Below are 18380 nucleotides of genomic sequence, written 5' to 3' on the forward strand. Positions count from 1 at the left end.
CCGTCTGGTTGCAGGGGGCCTCAAGCACCGCCCCGGCTTTTATTCGTCGATAGGTGAATCTTCGTCTTCAAAATTCTCGTTCGCGGCGCGCGCTGCCTTGGCCTTCTTGTCGGCCGTCAGGGCGTCGCGGATCAGGTCGTCGGTCAGGATCAACCGCGCCTCCGCAAGCGTGGTGAAAGGAATGGTAACCGTCGCTTCCTCGCCATAAGCAGGCTGATCGCGCTCGATCTGGAAACCATCCGCATCCACGGACACGATCTTGCCGCGGAAACGCTTGCGGCCTTCAACCAGCACCGAGGTCTCGCATTTCAGCAGGTGACCCTGCCAGCGGAAGAAATCGGACTTGCGCACCATCGGGCGATCGATGCCGGGCGACGACACTTCCAGATGATACGCCTTGTCGACCGGATCTTCCACATCGAGAACCGGGGAAATGGCCATCGAGATCGCTTCGCAATCTTCGACGGTCATGGTGCCGTCGTTGCGCTCGGCCATGATCTGCAGCGTCATGCCGTTCTGGCCGGACATGCGCACGCGTACCAGGCGATAGCCCATCGGCGTCAGCACCGGTTCGATGATGTCGGCGATGCGCTGATCAAGACCGGTCTCGGTGATCAGGCGGGGTTCAATTTCATTTTCAGCCGTTGTCGGATCGGACAAACGATGTCTCCTCATGGGACCGGCTAATAAAAAAGAGCGGGTCCTGACGGGCCCACTCTTCATCTACCGATCAAGAATTTGAGGCCCATATACGCCTCGTTGCCGCAAATTGCAAGGTGTTCGACCGGTGGTGGCCGAAGCCGCCAGATCGGGGCGGATGGCAGGCAATCGATGCGACGGCAAGTTTCAGCGGCTGGCACTTCGGCCTTCGAGGTTTATAACAGGCAACGAACCGCTTCGATATCGCAATCAAAAGACACGAGAGAGAAGACGAGGTGCCCACCCGTATTTCGCCACTGGCCCCCTTCAAGCACGACATCTTCCGCACCATCTGGATAGCAAGCCTCGCCTCCAACTTCGGCGGCCTCATCCAGTCGGTCGGCGCCGCCTGGCTGATGACCTCGATTTCCTCGTCGGCCAACATGGTTGCGCTGGTGCAGGCGTCGACCGCGCTTCCCATCATGATGTTCTCGCTGGTGTCCGGCGCGCTTGCCGACAATTTCGACCGGCGGCGGATCATGCTGGTGGCGCAGTGTTTCATGCTGACGGTGTCGGCGCTTCTGACCATCTGCGCCTATTTCGGCATCATTACGCCGTGGCTGCTCCTGCTCTTCACCTTCCTGATCGGCTGCGGCACGGCGCTCAACAACCCCTCCTGGCAGGCCTCGGTCGGCGACATGGTTCCGCGCGACGACCTGCCGGCGGCCGTGGCGCTGAACAGTATGGGCTTCAACATCACCCGCAGCGTCGGCCCGGCGATCGGCGGCGTGATCGTGGCGACGGCGGGTGCAGCGGCGGCCTTTGCCGCCAACTCGCTCAGCTACTTCGCCATCCTCTTTGCGCTGATGCGCTGGCGGCGCGAAGTGACCATGAGCCCACTGCCGCGCGAAACGCTCGGCCGGGCGATTACGGCAGGCCTGCGCTATGTCGTCATGTCGCCCAATATCGGCAAGGTGCTGGTGCGCGGTTTCCTCTTCGGCCTTTCGGCAAGCGCCATTCTCGCGCTTCTGCCGCTGGTGGCGCGCGATCTCGTCCAGGGCGGACCGCTCACCTACGGCCTGATGCTCGGCGCCTTCGGTCTCGGCGCGATCGGCGGCGCATTGCTGAGCGCAAGACTGCGCGAAATGATGTCGAGCGAAGCGATCGTTCGCCTGGCTTTTGGCGGCTTTGCCGTGAGCACGGTCGTCATTGCCTTCAGCCCCTATGCCTGGCTCAGCTGTCTCGTGCTCCTGGTCTCCGGCGCATCCTGGGTGCTGGCCCTGTCGCTGTTCAACACCACCGTCCAGCTTTCGGCTCCGCGCTGGGTGGTCGGCCGGGCGCTGTCGCTCTACCAGACCATGACCTTCGGCGGCATTGCCGGCGGCAGCTGGCTCTGGGGCACGACGGCCGAGCAATATGGTGCCACCAATGCGCTTGTTGTCTCCTGTCTGTTGATGCTGGCGGGTGCGGTCATCGGCCTGCGCCTGCCGCTGCCCGAGTTCAAGTCGCTCAACCTCGATCCGCTCAACCGCTTCAACGAGCCGCTGCTCGAGCTGGACCTGAAACCCCGCAGCGGCCCGATCGTCATCATGATCGATTACGAGATCGACGATGCCGACATACCGGAGTTTCTGGAGACCATGGCCGAACGGCGGCGCATCCGCATCCGCGACGGCGCCGGCCATTGGGCGCTGATGCGCGATCTGGAAATTCCGACCACCTGGACGGAAACCTACCATGTGCCGACCTGGGTGGAATATGTGCGCCATAACCAGCGCCGGACGCAAGCCGACGCCTCGGTCGGCGACAAGCTGACGGCGCTGCATCGCGGCGCAGCGCCACCGCGGGTGCATCGCATGATCGAGCGCCAGACGATCGTTCCGACGCATTACGAGCGCTACAAGCGGCAGGTGAACGTCGACATGCACTGAGGCGAAGCGCGCGCCTAGGATTGGGTAAACACGCCGGCAGCAGCAGACTTACCGGAGCTTCGCTTTCAACGTGGCGTCGGGAAAGCAGGTCGGCGCCAGGCCGTTCTTGGCCTGCCAGTCGCCGAGCGAGCGGCGCGTCTTGTAGCCGGCCAGACCATCGGCCTTGCCGACGTCGTAGCCCTTGGCAACCAGCGCCTTCTGCATCGCCAGGACATCGGAGCGCAGCATGTTGCCGACATCGCCCCAGGTGCCGCGGAAGGCACCGCCACCCGCGCCGATGCGATCGGCAAGGTTGCCAATGAACAGCGCATAGAGGTCCGAGTTGTTGTATTCCTTGAGCACATAGAAATTCGGCGTGACGATGAACTCCGGCCCATGAGTGCCGGCCGGAACCAACATCATCGACGGCGCCGAACGCTCATGCGACGGGAAGGCTTTTCCGGAAATGCGGGTGATGCCCTTGGCCGCCCAATCGGACATCGGCCGGGCAAGATCCGGACCTTCCTGTGCGCAGGAGACGCCGGCCGGGATCGACACTTCGAAGCCCCAGTCGCGGCCACGTTGCCAGCCCTTCTTGACGAGATAGTTGGCAATCGACGCCAAGCTGTCGGGAACAGAGTTCCAGATATCGCGGCGGCCGTCGCCGTCGAAATCGACGGCATATTGCAGGAAGCTCGACGGCATGAACTGCGGCTGACCCATGGCGCCGGCCCAGGAGCCGCGCATCGACACCTCTTCGACGTCGCCGCTGTCCAGAATATGCAAGGCCGCGATCAACTCGCGGCGGAACAGATCCGGCCGGGTCGACATGAAGGCCTTGGTCGCCAGGACATCGACGACCGGATAGGGAATTTTCGCGCGTCCGAAGCCGGATTCGCGGCCCCAGATCGCCACGACCACCGATGCCGGAACCCCATAGGTCTTTTCGATCCGCTTCAGGGTAGACGCGTGCGTCGAAGCAAGGCTTCGCCCCGTTGCCGCCAATCCCTGCAGCCGCTTTTCGGAGAAGTAGCTGCCGGGCGAGGAAAACTCCGCCTGGCTCTGCTTCTGCTCCTTCGGCTTGGGGAAGCCGGGTGGGGCCAGATCGGGCAGGTCCCAGTTCAGCTTTACGTCAGCAAATGCGGCCTTGAACGATCGCGCTGATACACCCGACTTCTCGGCTTCCGGCCAGAGATCGCGCTGCAGCCACTGGCGAAACTGGTTCTCGACATCCGCCTTGGAGGCAGCCTGGGCGAAGCCCGTGAAAACGCAGAACAACAATGTCGACAGTGATAGAAATCTCAGCATCCGGCTTCCCTATCGGTTGGATCGCGGGCGGTTGGGGCAAAAGCCCCGATCAATTCGAGGTGTCAGATCGAGGTGCGGGCGCGAAGGGCGGCCGCCAGCGTGCCCTCGTCGAGATAATCGAGTTCGCCGCCAACAGGCACGCCATGGGCAAGCCGCGTGATCTTCACCTCCATCCCCTCGAGCTGGTCGGTGATATAGTGGGCGGTAGTCTGGCCCTCGACCGTGGCGTTGACGGCGATGATCAGTTCGCGGACGCCGCCATTGGCAACGCGCTGCACCAGCCCCTTGATGTTGAGGTCGTCGGGGCCGACGCCGTCGAGCGGCGACAGCGTGCCGCCGAGCACGTGATAGGCGGCGTTCATCGCCGCGGCCCGTTCCAGCGCCCAGAGATCGGCGACATCCTCGACGACGATGATCACCGACTGGTCGCGGCGTTCATCCGCGCAGACCGTACAGGGATCGATCGTGTCGACATTGCCGCAGCACGAGCAGATGCGCACCTTGCGATGGGCCTCGCCCATGGCTTCCGCCAGGGGCCCAAGCAGCTGGTCCTTCTTCTTGACCAGATGCAGCGCCGCGCGCCGCGCCGAACGCGGCCCCAGCCCCGGCACCTTTGCCAGAAGCTGGATCAGTTTTTCGATTTCGGGACCGGTGACTCGCTTTGCCATGCGGCGCTTTTAGCCCATATCGCCGACAAACGGAATCGCCTTGCCGGAATATCACGCGGCTCCCGCCCTCCATTGCGCCGGAACTCACGGACGCATCGAAGCACGGCTCAACGGGTGGCGATGACGACGGCCGCCCCGGCGATGGTTCCGGCGCTGGCGCGGTTGGCGAGGCGAACGGCGCGCTTGCTCTTCAGGAGCTTGCGCGCATTGGCGGCCATGGTCACCCAGCCGAAATCGACCACGACCAGAACCACCAGCATCGTCGCAACCAGCTCCATCCAGCCGATCAAGGTGACCGAGCGCAGGTCGATGATCGAGGGCAGCAACGCGACGTAGAACATCATCACCTTGGGATTGCCGAGCGTCACCGTCAGGCCGGCAAAGAACAGCTTGGAGGGTGAGCGCGACTGCGGCAGGCTGTCGCCGGGCAGATCCGGTTCGGCCATCCACATTTTCCAGGCGAGATAGAGCAGGTAGGCGACGCCCAGCCACTTGATGGCAACGAACAGCAGATGGAAGCTTTCGGCAATCGCCGCCAGGCCCGCCACCGCAAATGACAGCCAGATGGCCTCGCCGATCCAGAGCGCCACAAGGAAGGGTAGAACGTCGCGCGCGCCCTTCGAAAGCACGCGGGCCACAAGGGCGGCGACGCTCGGGCCGGGCGAGCCGGCCGCAACCAGCAAGGCGCCGGCAAACATAAGCAGGGACGTCATGGTCATGCGCGATCCTCCTCGAGAGGCGGCAAATTACCATGCTTTGCCGTCGGCGCCAGCCTTCCGCCGCTGCGAAATTGCGTGCATCGAACATCAACACAATCTAATGTTGTTGTTCGGAGATGGAGGGTGCGATGAACGATACGACTTTCGGTTACGCCAAACCCAGCGAAGAGTGCGACCTCATCATGAAGGGTGGCATCACCTCCGGCGTGGTATTCCCGCGCGCCATCACTGAACTGGCAACCCGTTACCGCTTCATGCACATTGGCGGAACTTCGGCTGGCGCGATCGCCGCCGTGATGACGGCGGCCGCGGAGTACCGGCGGCAAACCGGCGCGACGGTGGAAGAGAAGAATGCCGGCTTTGCCCTCATCGACGGCATGCCTGGCGAGCTGGCGGCAAACCTTTCAACCTTCTTTCAGCCCTCTGCCGACACGGCCCCCCTCTTTCGCATCGGCATGGCCGCCATTCGCACCCAGCACAGCAGGGCCATGGCCTGCGCCTTGGAGACGCTGCGGGTCTTTGCCCTGCCGGCGTTGCTTGGCGCTGCACCCGGCATTTTGATCCTTATTGCAGGTGTGCTCGGCACCGGCGCCGCGACAATACTGCTCGGCATCGTCACCGCTTTGACCGGCGCAATCTTGATGATCCTCTATCAATTCTACCAGGCGGTAGCGGTGCTCTTGCCGGCCAACGATTTCGGTCTTTGCAGCGGCCTGACCCAGCCGGGCATGAAGAACCCGGCTTTCACCAACTGGATCTCCGAAAGAATAGAGGCGATAGCCGGTCCCCTCCGGCAGGATGGTTCGGACAGGCCGTTGACAATTGGCGACCTCGAGGCGCACGACATCACGCTTAGAAGCGTGACCACCGACCTCTCCTCGCGCCGTCCTTACGAGTTGCCATTCGGAGACCGGGTCCATAATTATCGCAAGTCGGAGTTCGAGGCGTTGTTTCCGTCCTCGATCATGGCGTACCTGCTCAAGGAGAGCAAACCACGCGACATCGTCGCGGCCGATGGGTCGAAGGACTTCTACCAGCTACCGCCGGCAAACAAGCTGCCCGTGGCCATTCTCGCCCGGATGAGCCTGAGCTTTCCCGGGCTGATCCGTGCCGTGCCGCTTTACCGCTACGACTACTCGCTGAAAAGCAGCGCACGGCGCGATCCCGCTACGCACATCCGCTGTCTGTTTTCCGACGGTGGCATCACCAGCAACTTTCCGATTCACCTTTTTGACGGCCTTCTGCCTGGGCGACCGACCTTCGGCATCTCGCTTGCCAGTTATGATCAGCGGCGGCACGGCGATGACGCGGACGGGGCAAGCCGCGTCTATCTTCCGCGCAGGACGTCCGAAGGCAAGGTCGCGCCCATCTACCCGGTCGACGGGCTGTTCGGCTTTGTCGGTGCCATCCTCGACACGGCGCGCAATTGGCAGGACACGCTGCAGAGCCAGCTGCACGGTTACAGCGAGCGGATCGTCGAAGTCAGGCTCGACGACGACAAGGAGGGTGGGCTCAATCTGGATATGGATCGCGAAACCGTCGCCTATCTCAGCGCACTCGGCGGAAAGGCCGGCGAGACTCTTCTTAACGATTTCGACTTCAACGAACACCGTTGGCGTAGAGCGTTGACGATGCTGCCGACATTGGCGGAATCGCTCAGAAAGCTCTCGGCGCGCTACAATGCGCCGCCGACGGACAGCACCGCCGACTATCCAACGATCCTGACGAAATACGACCCGACCGGATTGGTGGGGTCGTCCAAGGCCGAACGCGCAGCGCTCAACGATTTCGCCTTCAAGCTCGCCGAGATCGGCGCGGCGCTCGATCAACGACCGATACCGCCGGCCTCTACACAGAAAGCCGATCTGCGCATCACCGCCAGCATGGACACCAATCCGCGCGGCGCCACTCCGGCGAAACCGATCGTTCCCGCACCGGCGCCCGACTCATAGAGTCGTTTCCGATTTGGACGGAACCGCACAAATGATCTATCTCTTTGTTTTTACGCATTTCCTGACGGAAAACCGCTTCGCACTTTTCCTGGAAATGGTCTAGCAGCGAAGAACGGCCGATCAGAACGGCAGCTTCATACCGGGCGGGATCGGCAGGCCGGCTGTGAGTTCGCGGGTCTTTTCGGCCTGGACGGCCTCGGCCTTGTCCTTGGCGTCCTTGTGGGCGGCGACGATCAGGTCTTCGAGGATCTCGACATCGTCTTCCTTGAACAGCGACGGGTCGATCTTCAGGCTCTTCAGAGTGCCCTTGCCATCGAGGCGGACGGTGACGAGGCCGCCACCGGAGACACCATCGACTTCGAGCGCAGCGATTTCCGCCTGCATCTTCTCCATCTTGGCCTGCATTTCCTTGACCTTGCCCATCATCCCCATGATGTCGCGCATCGTCGTCTCCTGTTCTCTAGAAATTTCCGGTCGTTCGTTCCGACCGACTATTCGATATCGTCGCCGGGGACGATATCGCCATCGGCAGATTCGGCTGTGGCCGGAGCTACCCTCTCGGCCTCTTCCTCCTCGACGGCGCGAATGCGCACGTCGGTGATCTTGGCGCCCGGGAAACGGGCGAGGATGGCAGCCACATCCGGATCCTGGCGCGCATCGCTGACACGCTTTTCCTGGGCCTGCTGTTCGGCTTCGATCATGGTCGGCTCGCCGGGGTCACGGCTGTAGCTGACGATCCAGTGAATGCCGGTCCATTCCTTGAGCTTGACGGCGAGTTCGCCGAGCAGCGTCTTCGGCGCATCATCCGGGACGTTGACGTCAAGCCGGCCGGGCTCGATGCGCACCAGCCGCACGAAGCCGCGCACCAGCGTCTTCAGCTTGATGTCTTTATTCTTGGCGCAGAGGTCGGCGATGTCGCTGACCGAATTGACCGGCACCGACGGCTGAGCCTTTGCTGAAGGCGCGGCTGCCGGCCGCTCCTCGGTGTGTCCGACGCTGATCGGCTGCGGGCTGACATCGGGAACCGCGCGCAACATCGTCGCGCCGTTGCCGGTCGGCCGTCCCATCGATGTCGACTGGGCCGCCTGCGCCTGCACGGGCGCGCCGACTGACGCCAGCATGCCGCCGCCACTTCCACCACCGGGCGCCGGACGGACGCTGCCATTGTCGCTGCCGGACAGTTCGAGCACGCGTCTCGCCGCGTCTTCGGGCGACGGAAGATGGGCCGCATGGGCAAGCCGGATCAGCACCATTTCGGCAGCACCGGCCGGGCGCGACGAACTTTCGGCTTCAGGAATGCCCTTCAGCAGCATCTGCCAGATGCGCGACAGCGTGCTGACGGCGACATTGCCGGCAAACTCCGCTCCGCGCGTCCGCTCGATCTCGCTCAGGGACTGATCGCTGGCCGCATCCGGCACGTATTTCAGCCGGGTGACGAGATGGGTGAAATCGGCAAGGTCGGTCAGAACCACCGTCGGGTTGGCGCCGGCCTCGTATTGTGCCGAAAATTCTGCGAGGGCTGCGGCAACGTCGCCCCTGACGATATGTTCGAACAGATCGACGATGCGGGCGCGATCGGCAAGTCCGAGCATCGAACGCACCGTCTCGACCTCGACGGAACCGCCGCCATGGGCGATCGCCTGATCGAGCAGCGACAGGCCGTCACGGGCAGAGCCTTCGGCCGCACGCGCGACCATCGCCAGCGCTTCGGGATCGAAGGAAACGCCTTCCTTGCCGAGAATGGTCGAAAACAGGCCGACGAGGTCGGAGCCGCTGATGCGCCGAAGATCGAACCGCTGACAGCGCGACAGCACCGTGATCGGAACCTTGCGGATTTCGGTGGTGGCGAAGATGAACTTCACATGTTCCGGCGGCTCTTCCAGCGTCTTCAACAGACCGTTGAAGGCCTGCGTCGACAGCATGTGCACTTCGTCGATGATGTAGACTTTGTAGCGCGCCGAAACCGGGCGGTAGCGCACCTGCTCGATGATCTCTCTGATATCGTCGATGCCGGTATGGGAAGCGGCGTCCATCTCGATGACATCGACATGGCGGCCGTCCATGATCGCCTGGCAATGCTCGCCGAGAGCACGCAGGTCGATCGTCGGCCGATCGATTTCGGGTGTCTTGTAGTTCAGCGCACGGGCGAGAATGCGGGCGGTGGTGGTCTTGCCGACCCCGCGCACGCCGGTCAGCATATAGGCTTGAGCGATGCGGCCGGTTTCGAACGCGTTGGTCAGCGTGCGCACCATCGGCTCCTGGCCGACCATCAGGTCGGAGAAATCCTTGGGGCGATACTTGCGCGCCAGAACGCGGTAGGCGGCTGGTTTCTGTTCGGATGAAATGGACGTTTCGTCGCTCATCGACCCTGCCGCTGCTTGAACTCGTGTCCCGACAGGACGGATTTACGGCACCGCGCGTCGCATGGGATGCGTCTGGACGCCGCAACATTCTGTGATGCTGCCTGATTGCTGAGAGCTATCTCGATCTCAGCAATCAGGCAGGTGGGAGGCTGGCACGATGACCCGTGCCGGGCTCGTTAGGGCTGCTTCCTTCCGGACCTGACCCGGTTGGCGAGTGGCTCGTCCACCACCAACCTCCCGGCTCCCATATCGGCAATATCGCAACCAAATGCAAGCCAAGCCATCAAAAAACTGATATCGATATGCAAAACAAGGCGAATCCGCTCCCGGCACAAGGAGACCTTCTTGACGACATTCACCCTTGACGAGCGGCTTGAACGCGACGGCATCCCGATCGCCTCGATCGGCCTCTGCCAGATGCGCCTGATGAACGATCGCCGCTGGCCCTGGCTGGTCCTCATTCCCCAACGCGGGGACATTTCCGAGATCTTCGATCTCACGCCGCTCGACCAGACGATGCTGACTTTCGAAACCAATATGGTGGCGACCGCCTTGAAAAAGGTCACCGGTGCCGAGAAGATCAATATCGGCGCGCTCGGCAACATCGTCCGGCAGCTCCATGTGCATATCATCGCCCGCAGTGACGGCGACCCGAACTGGCCCGGACCCGTCTGGGGCTTCGGCAAGTCGGAGCCTTGGGGCGAGCAAGACCATCAGGCATTTGCAGCCCGCATTCTGGAAAATCTCTGAACATGACGAAATCGATCTTTGACCTTCGAAGCCCTCATCCGGAGCCGAGCACTCTCGTCGCCTTTTCCGAGAACCACCTGGATCGCCAGTCCGAGCACCGGGCCGACGACTGCATCGAAGTCGCGCTCAAACATCCGGGCGCCCATTTCCTCGCCTTTTCCGGACCGAAGCTGATCGTCAAACACGACGAGAAGATCATCGACCCGCTGTTTGCACCCTATGAGCTCGACGGGCTTGAGCCGGTGCTCGACGACACCATCCTGCTCGGCTACCTGCCGAACGGCGAGCCGCGGCTCGCCGTGCCGACCGGCCTTACCGAAGACAACATGGCCGAGCCGTTCAAGATCGCCGACGGACGCACGCTCTACCGCCAGCAGATGCTGCCGGAAGAACTTCTCGGCCAGTTCGCCCAAGGCTCGAGCCTCATCACATGGAACGCCAACAACCGCTTCTGCGGCCGTTGCGCCGGGCCGATGGAAGGCAAGGCCGGTGGCTATCGCCGCGTCTGCACAGCCTGCGGCCATATGGTTTTCCCGCGCACCGATCCCGTCGTCATCATGCTGACCATCGATCTGGAGCGTGATCTCTGCCTGCTCGGCCGCAGCCCGCATTTCACGGCCGGAATGTATTCGTGCCTCGCCGGCTTCGTCGAGCCGGGCGAAACCATCGAAAACGCCGTGCGCCGCGAAACCCACGAGGAATCCGGCATCCACATCGGCCGCGTGCGCTACCACGCCTCGCAGCCGTGGCCGCTGCCGCACTCGCTGATGATCGGCTGCTATGCCGAGGCGAAATCGACGGCGATCAAGCGCGACGAACAGGAGCTCGAGGATGTCCGCTGGTTCACCCGCGCCGAAACGGCAGCAATGCTGGAACGCACGACCGGCGTGGCCGATACCGGCGACGAGCATATTCCGCCGCCGAAGGGCGCCATTGCCCACCGGCTGATGCGCGACTGGCTGGCCTGGGACGAGCACGGCTGAGCACAGACCTGCCGATACGAGGAGACTTAAGGTGTCCCGCTCCGAACGGCTTCTCGACCTGCTGCAGGTTCTCAGACGCTACCGCCAGCCCGTCAGCGGACGGCGTCTGGCGGAGGAGACCGGCGTCAGCCTCAGAACGCTCTACCGCGATATCGCCAGCCTGCAGGCGCAGGGCGCCCATATCGAAGGCGGGCCGGGGCTCGGCTACATCCTGAAACCCGGCTTCATGCTGCCGCCAATGATGTTCTCGCAGGAGGAGATCGAGGCGCTGGTGCTCGGCTCACGCTGGGTGGCAAAACGCGCCGACACCCATCTGGCGGCGGCCGCCGCCGATGCGCTCGCCAAGATCGCCGCGGTGCTGCCGGCGGATCTGCGCGACGAGCTCGACGCCTCGACACTGCTCGTCGGGCCAAGCCCGCCGGTGGCCGACGGCATCGACATTGCATTGTTGCGCAAGGCGATACGCCACGAGCGCAAGCTCGACCTCGTCTATATCGACAACGACGGCAGCGAGACCCGCCGCACGGTCTGGCCGTTTGCCCTCGGCTTCTTCGAGAATGTTCGAGTTCTGGTTGCCTGGTGCGAGCTGCGCCAGGGCTTCAGGCATTTCCGGACCGACCGCATCAGGCAGGCTGACATGAGCGAGAGCCGCTATGCGCGCCGGCGGCAGGTGTTGCTTCGGGAATGGCGCACGACGCAGAATATTGCTGCGCCTGAAGGCAGGCGGGTCGGTTCGGCATAAGGCATAAAAACCGGAAATCGATGCTGACAGAAATTGGCAGTGGTGCGCGCTAATCTGCAACTCCCAAACAAGGAGACGGATTATGGCCAAGGCAAATCTCACTATTCTCTATGTCGAAGATCCGCTCGCAAGCGTCGAATTCTATCGCAAGCTGCTCGGCAAGGAGCCGCTCGTCTCCTTCCCGACCTTTTCGTCCTTCGAGCTGCAGGGCGGCTTCGTGCTCGGGCTTTGGGCACAGGATAAGGTGGCGCCACCACCGCCGTCGAAGACCGGCAGCCGCTCGGAATTGGCATTCATGGTGGAAAATGAGGAGGCGGTTCGCGCGCACTATGAAAAATGGAAGGACGCTGGCCTGCCGATTGCGCAGGAACTGACGAAGATGGATTTCGGACCGACCTTCGTGGCGCTTGACCCGGATGGACACCGCCTGCGCGTGTGCCTTTTTGACGAGTAGCGCCAGTTTGACGCGCGGCGCTGTAGTGCATTGCGCGTATCCCGCCAGCTTGGGTGGCGGGATACGGCGAATTGTGCTGATTAGCGGCCGTAAACGGCGGCCTGGATCTGCGAACGGGAAATACCGATATCGCTCAGGGCGTGGTCATCCAGCGAATTCAGCTCGCGGATCGCACGGCGCATTTTTGCATATTCAACGATCTTCTGACGGATCTTCATTTTTAACACTCCATATGTGAACGAGTGTCAAATAGGCATTTGCACATTGTTTAGGTACCGCCGCGATTGCAGATTAGGCATGCACCAGACGCGTAGCGAGTTAACGCATTGGTAAGCCTGATCTGCAGTGCGGCCGGAGCCGCCAGAGCGTCTCCGGTTTAGACGGGTCGTAGAAACGCTCTGTCTCTGAGATGCTTAAAGCACACCACGCATCGGATGCGCCTTGTAGGTGCCGAGAATGCGGACCTTCTCCGAGAAGAAGCGCAGCTCCTCCATCGCATGGCGCACCGACGTGTCGTCCGGATGACCTTCGATGTCGGCGTAGAACTGCGTGGCCACGAACTTGCCGCCGAGCTGGTAGCTCTCGAGCTTCGTCATGTTGATGCCGTTGGTGGCAAAGCCGCCCATCGCCTTGTAGAGCGCGGCCGGAATGTTGCGCACGTTGAACACAAAGGTGGTGATGATCAGTTCGTCATCGGCGCTGCGGGAGAGCATCTGCTCGTCACGCGACAGCACGACGAAGCGAGTCACGTTGCTTTCGGTGTCCTCGACATTTTCGGCAACGATCTCGAGGCCGTAGAGGTCGGCGGCAAGCCGCGGCGCGAGCGCCGCCATCGAGCGATCACCCTGCTCCGACACCAGCTTGGCGGCTCCTGCGGTATCGCCGGCAACCACCGGCTTCCAGCCATTGGCGCGCACGATCTTGCGGCACTGACCGAGCGCATGGATGTGGCTGTGAACGGTGCGGATTTCGTCGCGCGTCACGCCCGGCAGCACCATCAGCTGGAAGCGGATCGGCATGAAATATTCGCCGACGATATGCAGCCGCGATTCGGGTAGCAGGTGGTGGATGTCGGCAACACGGCCGGCGATGGTGTTTTCGATCGGGATCATCGCGAGATCCGCCTCGCCATTCTCGACCGCCACGAAGGCGTCTTCGAAGGTCTGGCAGGGAAGCGGCTCCATCGACGGAAACATGTCGCGGCAGGCCATGTCGGAATTGGCGCCGTAATCGCCCTGGAAGGAGATCCTGTTGGTCTTCGTGGTCACACTGTCTTCCTTCTCAGGCTTTTTCGGAAAGGATGCGGCGGGCTTTTTCGAGCTCGACCGGAGTGTCGACGCCGAGCGGTACGGTGTCGACGATTTCGACATCGATGCGCATGCCAGCTTCAAGCGCGCGCAATTGCTCAAGCGATTCGCGCTTTTCCAGCGTCGACGGCTTCAGAGCGACGAATTTTTCGAGCGCCTGGCGGCGGTAGGCATAAAGCCCGATGTGGTGGTAGAGCGGGCCCTGTCCGTAGGGCGCGGTCGCGCGGGTAAAATAGAGAGCGCGCAGGCGCGTCGCCGACAGCGGCGAGCCGACGATCTTGACGATGTTGGGGCTCTTCTTCTCTTCCTCGTCGGTGATCGCCACCGTCAAGGTGGCGATATCGGTCGAGGCATTTTCGACAAGCGGCCTCAGCGAGGCACGGATAGGAGCCGGCTCGATCGTCGGCAGATCGCCCTGCACGTTGATGACGAACTGCGCCTCACTGTCCGGATCGGCCTTCGACAGCGCCTCATAGATCCGGTCGGAACCGGACTGATGGTCGACCCGCGTCATGATCGCCTCGAAACCGGCGTCGCGCACGACATCGAAAACACGCGGGTCGTCGACGGCGACGACGACCCGTCCGACATCGGCTTCCGCCGCGCGCTTGGCAACCTGGACGATCATCGGCAGGCCGCAGATATCGGCGAGCGGCTTGCCCGGCAGACGCGTGGAGGCCATGCGCGCCGGAATGAGCACGATGGCTTTGCCTGAATTTTCGCGATTCATGATGTGGCCTTCAAAAACCCCGCCCAAAGTGTCAAAAAGTCTCAGTTGGGGGCCCATAATCTCTGTTGCAACGCAGAGCCAAAAGACATAGGTTCCGCGCGATTTCAAGATGGGCCGGGTTTTTGTTTACGCCGGTGGCAAAGGGAGCGTTTGCAGATGAACTCATATGTGAACATGGGCGTGGGTGCCTTTCTGGGTACGGTTTTCGTTCTGATGTCCGTATCCATTGCGTCGGAAGGCATTTTCCATTCCGAGGCTCCCGAGAAGGAAGGCTTCGCGATCGTTGCCGAAGAAGGCACGGCCGAAGCTGGCGGCGGCGCCCAGGAAGCGGCTGAAGTCGACATCAAGCCCTTGCTCCTCAAGGCAGACGCTGCAGCCGGCGGAACCGTGTTCAAGAAATGCGCAAGCTGTCACACCGTGGATAAGGGAGGGGCCAACAAGGTCGGCCCCAACCTGTGGGGTGTCGTCAACCGCCCGATCGCCTCGCACGAAGGTTTCAGCTACTCGGCTGGCATGAAGACCTTCTCCGAAGGCAGCAAGGTCGTCTGGGACTACGACCACCTCAGCTTCTTCATCGAAGCGCCGAAGAAGCACGTTCCGGGCACCGCTATGGGCTTTGCCGGCGTGAAGAAGCCTGACGAACGCGCCAACCTGATCGCATATCTCCGCGAACAGGCCGATGCTCCGGCCGCTCTCCCGGATGCAGCGGCCGCAGAAGCTGCTCCGGCTGCCGCTACCGAAGGTGCTGCCGAGAAGCCGGCCGAAGCGCCCGCAACGGAAGCCAAGCCGGCCGAAGGCCAGGCTGCGCCGGCTCAATAAGCCCCAAGCTCCGTTACGATCGAATTTCGCAAAGCCCGGCCATCGCGCCGGGCTTTTTGCTGTCTTCACCGGACCCGCCGGTCACATCAGGATGTAGGCCCAGACCGAAACGCTGGCGACACCCAGCGCTGTGGTCAGCGTGATGGTCGAGGACGCCAGCGCATGGCCGACGTTGAAATGATTGGCGATCAGCCATGCGTTGACGCCGGTCGGCACCGCCGAGGTCAGCACAAGCGCGGTCGTCCAGTTGTCGTTGAGGCCGAGCAGGTGGCAGGCGGCAAAGACGACGCCCGGCAGAACCACAAGCTTCAACAGGCTCGTCACCGTCGCCAGCCCGAGATTGCCGACAAGACCATATTTGTCGAGCGCCATGCCGATCGAAACCAGCGCCGCCGGCGCGGCAATGGCGGCAAGCTGATCGACGACGCTCTTGACCGGACCGTCGAGCGGCTGGCCAAGCAGATGGAAAGCGGCACCGAAGGCAAGGCCTATGACCAGCGGATTGCGCAGCAGGTTGCGGGCAACGCCGCCCAGGAGCTTCAGCGGGCTTTGGCCCGGCTTGCCGCTTACCCTGCGTTCGGCGCGCTCCATCAGCACGGTGCCCGCGATCATCATCACCGGCAGGTGCACCGACAGCAGGATCGACAGCGCGACGATCCCCTCCTCGCCGACGATGCGCGAGACCAGCGGCAAGCCGATGAAGACGGTGTTGGCGAAGGCCGAGGAAACACCGGCCAGCACGCCCATGCGCGCATCGCGGCCAAAGGCGAGCGTCGCCGCCAGATGGCCGATGGTCCAGGTGACGGCGACGCCTGAGAAATAGGCAACCCAGAGCGGCCAGGGCGAGCCGTCCTTGAAATCCGCCTCGGCGATTGTGCGAAACAGGAGAACAGGCACCGCGACGCGGAAAACGAAATCACCGAGCGCGTCGCCAACGGTCGGTTTCAGGTAGCCGAGCCTGACGATCAGCCAACCGGTGAGGATCAGGATGAAGATGGGCAGAACATTCTGGAAAATATCGGACATGCGTGAGCCTTGGGAACGGTCCGATAGAGATAGACCCGTTCCGGCGACCGCCGCAAGGTTGCAGGACCGGATCCACGCCCCTGACGAAGCCGTCGACCAAGGTAAAAAAGACCGGAACATTCGCTTGTCCGGGGCGTTCCCGAACAGCAGTGGGAAAACGACCATGCCAACAGAAAAGCCCATCTACTCCCATAAGGACGACGATCCTCATCTGAAGGATGACGATCTGGCGGGCAAGGTTCTGCGCTTCATCCGCTACGCCACCTTCGTCGACACCACCGATATCTCAGTGATCGTGCTCGGCGAAATGGTCGTGCTGTCGGGCCAGGTCCCAAGCGATTCCGATGTTGCCTGCGCCGGCGACGCGGCGAGATCGGTAATCGGCGTCACCAGCGTCGAGAACCGCCTGACGGTGAAGCCGGGCAAACATTCATGATCTGCTTGCTTGACCGCAAGCGGTTGTTGTTGGCAGCTTGGGCTGGTAAATGGACACGGCGCCAACCACAACGCGCGCGATTTCCTATGGAGACCGGAATGGGGACGCCTGAGTCAGCAACCAAGTAAGCCGCAACAACACTCCCAATCGTTGTTGCGGCGTCTGTCCGGTCATTTCACACTACCGATAAGAAGGCAGAGCGCCGCTGAATGTCATTCATTTGAGCGGATGTTCAATCGTGCCCAATCATAAATCATCAACCTGGAACTATTCAGTGCCGGCAGCGCTGTTGCTGATGGCCCCCTTCGACATTCTCGCCTCCCTGGCGATGGATATCTATCTGCCGGTCGTGCCTGTCATGCCGGGCATTCTCGCCACGACGCCAGCGATCATCCAGCTGACGTTAAGCCTCTACATGACCATTCTCGGCGTCGGCCAGATCGTCTTCGGGCCCATCTCCGATCGCATCGGTCGGCGTCCGGTCGTCATCTGTGGGGCGCTGCTGTTTGCGGTCGCATCGCTGCTGATGGCCGCCACCGTGTCGGCCCCCGCCTTCCTCGCCCTTCGCCTGCTGCAGGCGATCGGCGCCTCGGCAGCGCTCGTTGCCACCTTTGCCACTGTCCGCGATGTCTATGCAGACCGGCCCGAAGGCGTGACCATCTACGGCCTCTTCAGCGCGATGCTCGCCTTCGTGCCGGCCCTCGGCCCGATCGCCGGCGCGCTGCTTGCCGATCGCTTCGGCTGGCGGGCGATCTTCCTGGCACTCGGCCTACTCGCCATCGCGGCCATGGCGAATGCGATACCGCGATGGCGGGAAACCAGGCCAACCGGCACCGAAGGCGAGAGAAGATCCTTCGGCCCGATCCTGCGCAACGGAGCGTTCTGGACCTACACGCTCGGCTTCAGCGCCGCGATGGGCTCGTTCTTCGTGTTCTTCTCGACAGCACCACGCGTGCTCATCGATCGAGCTGATTATTCCGAACTCGCCTTCAGCCTGGTCTTTGCGACGGCGGCCCTTGTGATGATCGTCACGACCCGTTTTGCCAAACGCTTCGTGGCGCTCTGGGGCATCACCGGCAGCCTTGCCCGCGGGATGGCGCTGCTCATCCTCGGCGCGGTGCTGCTCGTCGTCGGCCAGAGCGTCGCCGCACCGTCGTTCTGGACCTTCATCCTGCCGATGTGGGTCATCGCCGTCGGCATCGTCTTCACCGGTTCGGTCACCCCCAATGGAGCCCTCCAGGCTTTCGGCCATGTGGCAGGAACGGCGGTCGCGCTCTACTTCTGCATTCAGAGCCTGATTGTCGGGGTGCTCGGCACCCTGGCTGTGGTTCTGCTTGGTGGAGATACCGCATTTCCATTAGCCGGCTATTCAATGACAATGGCGATCGTCACGCTGGTCGCGCTCGGTGTGCTGGCGAGGCAACGCCCGGCGGAAGCCTGATCCGATGAACCTGCCACAGGGCGTATCGACCATCTCGGCACGCCCTGCGGCACCCCTTGTTTACCCCCCGACAGCGCTGGCAAAGCGAATGCGAGTACAAGGCGTGCACATCGACAACGATTGCCTCTTGACC

19 protein-coding genes and 1 other RNA gene are annotated in these 18380 nt (G+C 62.5%); 9 read left to right on the forward strand and 11 right to left on the reverse strand.

Annotated features, from left to right (window positions below):
* Positions 1–39: 39 nt before the first annotated feature.
* Positions 40–675, reverse strand: a complete 636-nt coding sequence (rimP, locus tag ASD00_RS02290; RefSeq protein ID WP_081788827.1) for a ribosome maturation factor RimP — start codon at positions 673–675, stop codon at positions 40–42.
* Positions 676–935: 260 nt separating this feature from the next.
* Between rimP and ASD00_RS02295 the strand changes: the two genes are divergently transcribed.
* A complete protein-coding gene (locus ASD00_RS02295; RefSeq protein WP_038575795.1) occupies positions 936–2570 on the forward strand; it encodes an MFS transporter in 1635 nt (544 codons plus the stop codon).
* Positions 2571–2618: 48 nt separating this feature from the next.
* On the opposite strand, the gene ASD00_RS02300 is transcribed toward ASD00_RS02295, so the two are convergent.
* From ASD00_RS02300 to ASD00_RS02310, 3 genes are all read right to left on the reverse strand, one after another.
* On the reverse strand, positions 2619–3857 hold the full coding sequence (locus ASD00_RS02300) for a lytic murein transglycosylase (RefSeq protein WP_025425484.1): 1239 nt from the start codon (positions 3855–3857) through the stop codon (positions 2619–2621).
* A 62-nt stretch (positions 3858–3919) separates the two neighbouring features.
* Positions 3920–4525, reverse strand: coding sequence for a recombination mediator RecR (gene recR, locus ASD00_RS02305; RefSeq protein ID WP_025425483.1), 606 nt, complete (start codon positions 4523–4525; stop codon positions 3920–3922).
* Positions 4526–4632: 107 nt separating this feature from the next.
* Positions 4633–5244, reverse strand: coding sequence for a LysE family translocator (locus ASD00_RS02310; RefSeq protein ID WP_025425482.1), 612 nt, complete (start codon positions 5242–5244; stop codon positions 4633–4635).
* Positions 5245–5372: 128 nt separating this feature from the next.
* Between ASD00_RS02310 and ASD00_RS02315 the strand changes: the two genes are divergently transcribed.
* On the forward strand, positions 5373–7196 hold the full coding sequence (locus tag ASD00_RS02315; protein ID WP_057204363.1) for a patatin-like phospholipase family protein: 1824 nt from the start codon (positions 5373–5375) through the stop codon (positions 7194–7196).
* 120 nt (positions 7197–7316) lie between these two features.
* Here ASD00_RS02315 and ASD00_RS02320 read toward each other — a convergent pair whose 3' ends face one another.
* The 3 genes from ASD00_RS02320 to ffs all read right to left on the reverse strand — a co-directional run bounded on the left by ASD00_RS02320 (position 7317) and on the right by ffs (position 9797).
* A complete protein-coding gene (locus tag ASD00_RS02320) occupies positions 7317–7640 on the reverse strand; it encodes a YbaB/EbfC family nucleoid-associated protein (RefSeq protein WP_025425480.1) in 324 nt (107 codons plus the stop codon).
* 47 nt (positions 7641–7687) lie between these two features.
* Entirely contained in the window at positions 7688–9559 is a 1872-nt protein-coding gene (locus tag ASD00_RS02325) for a DNA polymerase III subunit gamma/tau (protein WP_057204365.1), read from the reverse strand.
* A 141-nt stretch (positions 9560–9700) separates the two neighbouring features.
* Positions 9701–9797, reverse strand: an RNA gene (gene ffs / locus ASD00_RS38045) — signal recognition particle sRNA small type.
* 107 nt (positions 9798–9904) lie between these two features.
* Between ffs and ASD00_RS02330 the strand changes: the two genes are divergently transcribed.
* The 4 genes from ASD00_RS02330 (at position 9905) to ASD00_RS02345 (ending at position 12488) form a co-directional block, all read left to right on the forward strand.
* Positions 9905–10309: an HIT family protein gene (locus ASD00_RS02330; RefSeq protein ID WP_025425478.1), complete on the forward strand. Its 405-nt coding sequence runs from the start codon at positions 9905–9907 to the stop codon at positions 10307–10309.
* Between the two features lie 2 nt (positions 10310–10311).
* The gene (gene nudC / locus ASD00_RS02335) at positions 10312–11292 is read left to right on the forward strand and encodes an NAD(+) diphosphatase (RefSeq protein WP_025425477.1); all 981 of its coding nucleotides are present in this window, start codon (positions 10312–10314) and stop codon (positions 11290–11292) included.
* Between the two features lie 31 nt (positions 11293–11323).
* Positions 11324–12034: a YafY family protein gene (locus tag ASD00_RS02340; protein ID WP_057204368.1), complete on the forward strand. Its 711-nt coding sequence runs from the start codon at positions 11324–11326 to the stop codon at positions 12032–12034.
* Between the two features lie 82 nt (positions 12035–12116).
* Entirely contained in the window at positions 12117–12488 is a 372-nt protein-coding gene (locus tag ASD00_RS02345) for a VOC family protein (RefSeq protein WP_025425475.1), read from the forward strand.
* An 80-nt stretch (positions 12489–12568) separates the two neighbouring features.
* Here ASD00_RS02345 and ASD00_RS38205 read toward each other — a convergent pair whose 3' ends face one another.
* From ASD00_RS38205 to ASD00_RS02355, 3 genes are all read right to left on the reverse strand, one after another.
* Positions 12569–12706, reverse strand: coding sequence for a DUF1127 domain-containing protein (locus tag ASD00_RS38205; RefSeq protein WP_065784874.1), 138 nt, complete (start codon positions 12704–12706; stop codon positions 12569–12571).
* 195 nt (positions 12707–12901) lie between these two features.
* Positions 12902–13756 (reverse strand): prephenate dehydratase, encoded by an 855-nt coding sequence (locus ASD00_RS02350; RefSeq protein WP_025425474.1) that lies wholly within the window; start codon positions 13754–13756, stop codon positions 12902–12904.
* 13 nt (positions 13757–13769) lie between these two features.
* A complete protein-coding gene (locus ASD00_RS02355) occupies positions 13770–14525 on the reverse strand; it encodes a 3-deoxy-manno-octulosonate cytidylyltransferase (protein ID WP_025425473.1) in 756 nt (251 codons plus the stop codon).
* Between the two features lie 156 nt (positions 14526–14681).
* Here ASD00_RS02355 and ASD00_RS02360 point away from each other — a divergent pair, with 156 nt between their 5' ends.
* Positions 14682–15344: a cytochrome c family protein gene (locus ASD00_RS02360; protein ID WP_038575793.1), complete on the forward strand. Its 663-nt coding sequence runs from the start codon at positions 14682–14684 to the stop codon at positions 15342–15344.
* Between the two features lie 81 nt (positions 15345–15425).
* Here the strand turns inward: ASD00_RS02360 and ASD00_RS02365 are convergent, their stop codons facing one another.
* Entirely contained in the window at positions 15426–16370 is a 945-nt protein-coding gene (locus ASD00_RS02365; protein ID WP_025425472.1) for an AEC family transporter, read from the reverse strand.
* 163 nt (positions 16371–16533) lie between these two features.
* On the opposite strand from ASD00_RS02365, the gene ASD00_RS02370 reads away from it, so the two are divergent.
* Together ASD00_RS02370 and cml are read left to right on the forward strand one after the other, a co-directional pair.
* Positions 16534–16806: a BON domain-containing protein gene (locus ASD00_RS02370; protein ID WP_025425471.1), complete on the forward strand. Its 273-nt coding sequence runs from the start codon at positions 16534–16536 to the stop codon at positions 16804–16806.
* 238 nt (positions 16807–17044) lie between these two features.
* A complete protein-coding gene (cml, locus tag ASD00_RS02375; protein ID WP_057204370.1) occupies positions 17045–18247 on the forward strand; it encodes a CmlA/FloR family chloramphenicol efflux MFS transporter in 1203 nt (400 codons plus the stop codon).
* Positions 18248–18380 lie beyond the last annotated feature (133 nt).

It is taken from the genome of Ensifer sp. Root31, from assembly GCF_001424825.1.
Classification (GTDB): domain Bacteria; phylum Pseudomonadota; class Alphaproteobacteria; order Rhizobiales; family Rhizobiaceae; genus Ensifer; species Ensifer canadensis.

Coding starts and splice junctions, on each gene's coding strand:
- rimP (WP_081788827.1), bottom strand. CDS start 675: ATGAGGAGACATCGTTTGTCCGATCCGACAACGGCTGAAAATGAAATT.
- ASD00_RS02300 (WP_025425484.1), bottom strand. CDS start 3,857: ATGCTGAGATTTCTATCACTGTCGACATTGTTGTTCTGCGTTTTCACG.
- recR (WP_025425483.1), bottom strand. CDS start 4,525: ATGGCAAAGCGAGTCACCGGTCCCGAAATCGAAAAACTGATCCAGCTT.
- ASD00_RS02310 (WP_025425482.1), bottom strand. CDS start 5,244: ATGACCATGACGTCCCTGCTTATGTTTGCCGGCGCCTTGCTGGTTGCG.
- ASD00_RS02315 (WP_057204363.1), top strand. CDS start 5,373: ATGAACGATACGACTTTCGGTTACGCCAAACCCAGCGAAGAGTGCGAC.
- ASD00_RS02320 (WP_025425480.1), bottom strand. CDS start 7,640: ATGCGCGACATCATGGGGATGATGGGCAAGGTCAAGGAAATGCAGGCC.
- ASD00_RS02325 (WP_057204365.1), bottom strand. CDS start 9,559: ATGAGCGACGAAACGTCCATTTCATCCGAACAGAAACCAGCCGCCTAC.
- nudC (WP_025425477.1), top strand. CDS start 10,312: ATGACGAAATCGATCTTTGACCTTCGAAGCCCTCATCCGGAGCCGAGC.
- ASD00_RS02345 (WP_025425475.1), top strand. CDS start 12,117: ATGGCCAAGGCAAATCTCACTATTCTCTATGTCGAAGATCCGCTCGCA.
- ASD00_RS38205 (WP_065784874.1), bottom strand. CDS start 12,706: ATGAAGATCCGTCAGAAGATCGTTGAATATGCAAAAATGCGCCGTGCG.
- ASD00_RS02355 (WP_025425473.1), bottom strand. CDS start 14,525: ATGAATCGCGAAAATTCAGGCAAAGCCATCGTGCTCATTCCGGCGCGC.
- ASD00_RS02360 (WP_038575793.1), top strand. CDS start 14,682: ATGAACTCATATGTGAACATGGGCGTGGGTGCCTTTCTGGGTACGGTT.
- ASD00_RS02365 (WP_025425472.1), bottom strand. CDS start 16,370: ATGTCCGATATTTTCCAGAATGTTCTGCCCATCTTCATCCTGATCCTC.
- ASD00_RS02370 (WP_025425471.1), top strand. CDS start 16,534: ATGCCAACAGAAAAGCCCATCTACTCCCATAAGGACGACGATCCTCAT.